This window comes from Williamsia sp., from assembly GCF_016462415.1.
Lineage (GTDB): Bacteria > Actinomycetota > Actinomycetes > Mycobacteriales > Mycobacteriaceae > Williamsia_A.
The window spans coordinates 1-3,257 of sequence record NZ_JAEMTF010000196.1 but is presented as its reverse complement, the minus strand read 5'-3'; the positions used below and the strand labels follow the sequence as shown (position 1 = coordinate 3,257).

Annotated in this window: 5 protein-coding genes; all 5 read right to left on the bottom strand. The window is 67.4% G+C overall.

The window, feature by feature from the left end; all coding sequences use genetic code 11:
• The coding region (locus tag JHC79_RS23135) for an AMP-binding protein (RefSeq protein ID WP_296395341.1) at positions 1–779 on the bottom strand (779 nt) is incomplete at its 3' end.
• Between the two features lie 20 nt (positions 780–799).
• A complete protein-coding gene (locus JHC79_RS23130) occupies positions 800–1,135 on the bottom strand; it encodes a DUF3349 domain-containing protein (protein WP_296395338.1) in 336 nt (111 codons plus the stop codon).
• Positions 1,136–1,271: 136 nt separating this feature from the next.
• Positions 1,272–1,577 (bottom strand): DUF3349 domain-containing protein, encoded by a 306-nt coding sequence (locus JHC79_RS23125; protein ID WP_296395335.1) that lies wholly within the window; start codon positions 1,575–1,577, stop codon positions 1,272–1,274.
• Positions 1,578–1,584: 7 nt separating this feature from the next.
• Complete coding sequence (locus JHC79_RS23120; protein WP_296395327.1) at positions 1,585–1,869, bottom strand: hypothetical protein; 285 nt, start codon at positions 1,867–1,869, stop codon at positions 1,585–1,587.
• 35 nt (positions 1,870–1,904) lie between these two features.
• Positions 1,905–3,128 (bottom strand): inorganic phosphate transporter, encoded by a 1,224-nt coding sequence (locus JHC79_RS23115; RefSeq protein ID WP_296395325.1) that lies wholly within the window; start codon positions 3,126–3,128, stop codon positions 1,905–1,907.
• Between the last annotated feature and the right edge of the window lie 129 nt (positions 3,129–3,257).

Sequence of the window (3,257 nt, the reverse complement as noted above, 5' to 3'; positions counted from 1 at the left end):
TCGGTGCGGTATTCACCAGGCGTCGCAAAGGCTGGATGCTCGGGCCGGTTGCGGTAGCCGCTCGCCACCACCGGGCCGGCAAGCACAACTCGTCCGATGCCTTCGGGGCTCGGATCGTCGAGTCGGATGCGTACCCCGTCGAGCGGGACCCCGTCATACACGCACCCACCGCAGGTCTCGCTCATCCCGTAGGTCCGCACGATGGGTATGCCGGCGTCGACGGCGCGCTGCTGCAGCAGAACTGGCGTCGCAGCACCGCCAACCAGCACTGCATCGACCTCGCGGAGCGCCGCGGTGGCCGAGGGGTCGTCGAGGGTCTTGATCAGCTGCGTCGGTACCAGCGAGGTGTAGCGCCGCGGGCTCGTCATCGCGTTGATGCTGGCGATCAGGTCCGCGGGGTCGAATCCGTGAGAGACATCGATGACCACCGGCGTGTACCCGGCACGCAGGCTGCGCAACAACACCTGCAGTCCGGCGATGTGGTGCGGTGGCAACGCGAGCAGCCAGCCGCCCGGTCCGCCGAGACGGGCCTCGGTTGCCTGCGCCGACGCGGCCAGGGTGGCGGGGGTGTGCATCGCGCCCTTGGGAACACCGGTGGTGCCCGATGTCGCGACAACCAGCGACACCGCGTTGTCGATCGCTGCGCCGGCGCCGAGGGCAGTGGAGAGTCGATCGGTCTCCGCCGGGTCTGCGGCGGGAACGGGGAGCGCAGCCACGCGACCGTCGAGGATGCCGGCCAGCTGCTCGGTGGCGTCGAGGACCGCAGGACCGGCCCGCAGGGGGAGGGGAGTGAGTGCTCTCAGGACGCGTCAGACGTCCCGCCGCGCTGACCGGCCTCGAAGGTCCAACCCGCGTCCTCGAGGATGGCCCGCACGCGGGCGATGTCAGCTTCGGACGGCAGTTCCTCGGTCACCTTGGTGATCAGCACACCGACGTCGACGCGGGAGATGGGTTCTGGATCGCCCTGCTCGGCGGCATCGGCGATCAGCGCGTCGGAGATCTCGTGGACCTCGTCGTCGGTGAGCTGACGGCGCAGCAGCGCCATGAGGGGGACGTAGTCGTTGGTCGGGACGCCGTTGGGGTAGCCGGCACGCAACCAGTTCATGATCGAGCGCATGAGTTGTGGGCGGTCCATGCTGCCTCCCCTGCGTGCGTGGACTGGCGAACGGTGTCGGCGCGCGATGCTGCACGCCGTACGGTCGATTTTGGCACATCTGCGCCGGTGGGAGTACTGCGTGCTCAGTCACCCGAGGGTGATCGCCGGAGCGGTCTCAGTTCGCCGGGGCCGACAGCGGCCAACCGACCGATGCGAGCCGGGACGCGACCTGGTTGATCTCTTCGGGATTCGGCTCCAGCTCGATGACCTTGGCGATCGCGCTGCGGATCTGGTCCTCGGTGACCGGGTTGTCGGTGCCGTGCTCCTTGAAGACGGTGAGGATGGCCCGGGTGACCTGCTCCTCGTCGAGCGAGCGCTTGAGCAGCGCCAACAGCGGGAAGTAGTCCTTCGGGGGCACGCCCTCGGGGTAGCCCGCGCGGACCCAGTCGAGGATCGCGTCGAATGTCTTGGTGTCGGCCATCGTCAGCTCACTTCACCGGTGCGAACGGGAAGAGGTTCACACCGAAGTGGTAGTTGATCGTGGTGCGGGTGATCCAGAGGATCCCGACGACGATCACGGCGGCGATGATCAGGAACAGGAACGCGCCCGCAGCCTTGAGGGCCGGGTTCGGTGCGGTGGTCGTGCCGTCGTCACCGACGCCGCCGCTGCCGGCTGCGTAGAGGCGCAGGCCGATCGCGAACACCGCGGGGAGTCCGGCTCCCAGCACCAGTCCGATGACCAGCACCTTGAGAATGGCTTCGAAGGTTTCCATCTTCTACGTTTCCTCGGTTCTGAATCTGGGGGTGCTCAGCGGGTGCCGACGGTGGCCGGGCTCTCCGCGGCGACATCGGCGGGGATGACCGTGTTGGACGTCTCGTCCCACTCGGCGTTGACGTTGTTGTGGTCGACCTTCTGCTGCTGTGCGCGCCAGTACATGTAGCCCGACAGCGCCACCAGGATCACGAAGATGACGATCGCGCCGGGGGCGCCGCCGATCAGGTTCGCGATGTAGAAGCAGCCGGCACCGACCAGGCCCGCGAGCGGAAGCGTGGTGACCCAGGCGACGACCATGCGGCCCGCGACACCCCAGCGCACTGCGGCGCCGGGCTTGCCGACACCCGATCCGAGGATCGAGCCGGTGGCGACGTGGGTGGTCGAGAGCGCCATGCCGGCCGCGCTCGAGGTGAGAATGATTGCGGCGGAGGATGCTTCGGCGGCCAGGCCCTGCGGGGCCTTGATCTCGACGAGGCCCTTGCCCAGGGTGCGGATGATGCGCCAGCCGCCGAGGTAGGTGCCCGCGGCGATCGCGATGGCGCAGGAGAAGACGATCCAGACCGGCAGGCCCTCGCTGACCGAGCCGGCCGAGAGGTGCCCGGTTGCGATGAGCGCCAGGGCGATGACGCCCATGGTCTTCTGCGCGTCGCCGGTGCCGTGGGCCAGGGAGACGAGCGAGGCGGTCGCGATCTGTCCGGTGCGGAACCCGCCTTCCTTCTTGCTGTCGGCGATCTTGGCGGTGATCGCGTAGATCAGCCAGGTGCCGAGCGCCGCGACGAGCAGAGCGATCACCGGGGCGAGCAGCGCCGGGATGATGATCTTCTGGGTGATGCCCTCCCAGTTGACGCCCGAGGTGCCGATCGCGGCGAGACCGGAGCCGATGAGGCCACCGAACAGCGCGTGCGAGGAGCTCGAGGGCAGACCGAACAGCCAGGTGAAGAGGTTCCAGAGGATGCCGCCGATCAGGCCGGCGAAGATGATCACCAGGGCCTTCTGACCGTCGAGCCCGGTGACCAGGTCTCCCTTGCTCGACTGGATCTTGAGGACGTCCTTGGTGATGGTCGCTGCGACCTGGACGGAGAGGAACGCTCCGACGAGGTTGAGGATCGCGGCGATGGTGACCGCGACCTTGGGCTTGAGGGCCCCGGTGGCGATGGACGTCGCCATCGCGTTGCCGGTGTCGTGGAAGCCGTTCGTGAAGTCGAATCCCAGTGCCGTGACCACCAGCAATACCAGGATCAACATTTCTGCGCTCATAGCGCTCATTGTGGAGTCAAGAAGCCGTAAATGTCTAAGGGCCGATGACACTTCCCTGTGGGTCCACCTGCACCTTTGGACTATCTACAGACCCTGTTTACCGACTGTTCATCTTCCGTCGGCGTGGTG